Origin of the sequence: Ureaplasma diversum NCTC 246, assembly GCF_000731915.1 — a bacterium.
Lineage (GTDB): Bacteria > Bacillota_I > Bacilli_A > Mycoplasmatales > Mycoplasmoidaceae > Ureaplasma > Ureaplasma diversum.
Genome location: NZ_JFDP01000094.1, coordinates 1 through 1373, shown reverse-complemented (window position 1 = coordinate 1373; position 1373 = coordinate 1). Strand labels below are relative to the sequence as shown.

Genomic DNA, 1373 nt, shown 5'->3' with positions numbered 1-1373 from the left:
AATGATTGTAGATAAAGATAATGTAGAGACTGCAAAATATATTAGTTTAGATCTTTTTTTCATATGTAAAAAAATTCTTCTTCTAAATAAAATTAATTATTTACTTTATTAGCTAAAGCTTCTTTTTTAATAAGAGCAAGTAGTTGATTAATTTCTTCTATTAAAGCATCATACTTATCATCAGTTTTAGCTTTAATATCATGGGCTTGGATAAGTCTAGTTAGAAAAGTAGTAACTTTTGTATATAAGTTAGTGATTTGCTCATACTTTTTAATTAATCAGAACTTGTCATAAGTATTTTGTTGCTGCAGGGTGTTAAAATAGATTTCAAGTTGTTGAAAACTATTTAATACTTGTTGAGCTTTAAGTTCGCGTTGAACTCTTACTCAACTAATGCTCGTATTAATTTTTTGATATGTTTTAAGTAATAAAGAATAATCTTGATCAGCTTGATTATCTTTAAGAAACTTAAGTTTCTTATCAATGTTATTTAGTTGTGTTTTTAAACTATTATCAGTAATTAAATAGTATTGGTTGATTTCAGTTTTAAGGGTGTCAAATAAATTAGTTAGTGCAATAAGTTGTTTGGTATATTTTAAATCTGATTCTTGTTTTAAATTTATGGAGTTTTTAGAGCAAGAAACTACAACAAAACCAGTTAAAAACATACCAATTGATCCAATTGTTAATCATTTAAACCGGTTTAGTTTAATCTTCTTGTTCATTTTTAAATTTTTTAGTTAATTAACACTCCTATCTAGTTAATAAAATTATATAAAAAATAGCAACCTTTTTATGTGTTTTCATTAATAATAATAATAATAATAATAATAATAATAATAGGAAAGTTTAGAGGTGTTTTAAGCCTTTAAAAAGGGATATATTAACTAATTAGTAATTAGTTCACTCTTTTTCTTGCTTTAATATCAAAGGTTGATATTTAATCAGTAGTTGATTTTTTATACTATAATTAAAAACTTGAAAATCTATATATAAATTATTCACTTATTTTGTTTTGTTAATAACAATAAAGAGGTAAACATTAATGAAATTAAAAAGCAAAGCAATTTTAGTTTTTAGTTCGCTTAGTTTAGTAGCTATTACAACTAGTTTAATTGCTAGTTGTGCACCAAATACTAACTCTAAACCAAAGAATCCAAACCAACCAAATTTATCTAATAATAAAAATAAACTAGTTCAAAAAAATCAACCACAAAAATTAGTTCAAGAACCAATTAATTCACAAGTAGTTGAAAGTGAACTTAAAACTAATTCAGATCAAAAATATACATTAAACCTTCAAGTTAATAAAGCATATGCAAATTACTATGTTTCTGTTAGCTTACTAAAAGAAATAAATGCAAGTGATCAAA

At 23.4% G+C, this 1373-nt stretch carries 2 protein-coding genes; one reads left to right on the top strand and one right to left on the bottom strand.

What is annotated here, in order from left to right; all coding sequences use genetic code 4:
* Positions 1-92: 92 nt before the first annotated feature.
* Positions 93-725 (bottom strand): hypothetical protein, encoded by a 633-nt coding sequence (locus UDIV_RS04040; protein ID WP_038103681.1) that lies wholly within the window; start codon positions 723-725, stop codon positions 93-95.
* A gap of 320 nt (positions 726-1045) precedes the next feature.
* On the opposite strand from UDIV_RS04040, the gene UDIV_RS04035 reads away from it, so the two are divergent.
* The coding region (locus tag UDIV_RS04035) for a hypothetical protein (protein ID WP_038103679.1) at positions 1046-1373 on the top strand (328 nt) is incomplete at its 3' end.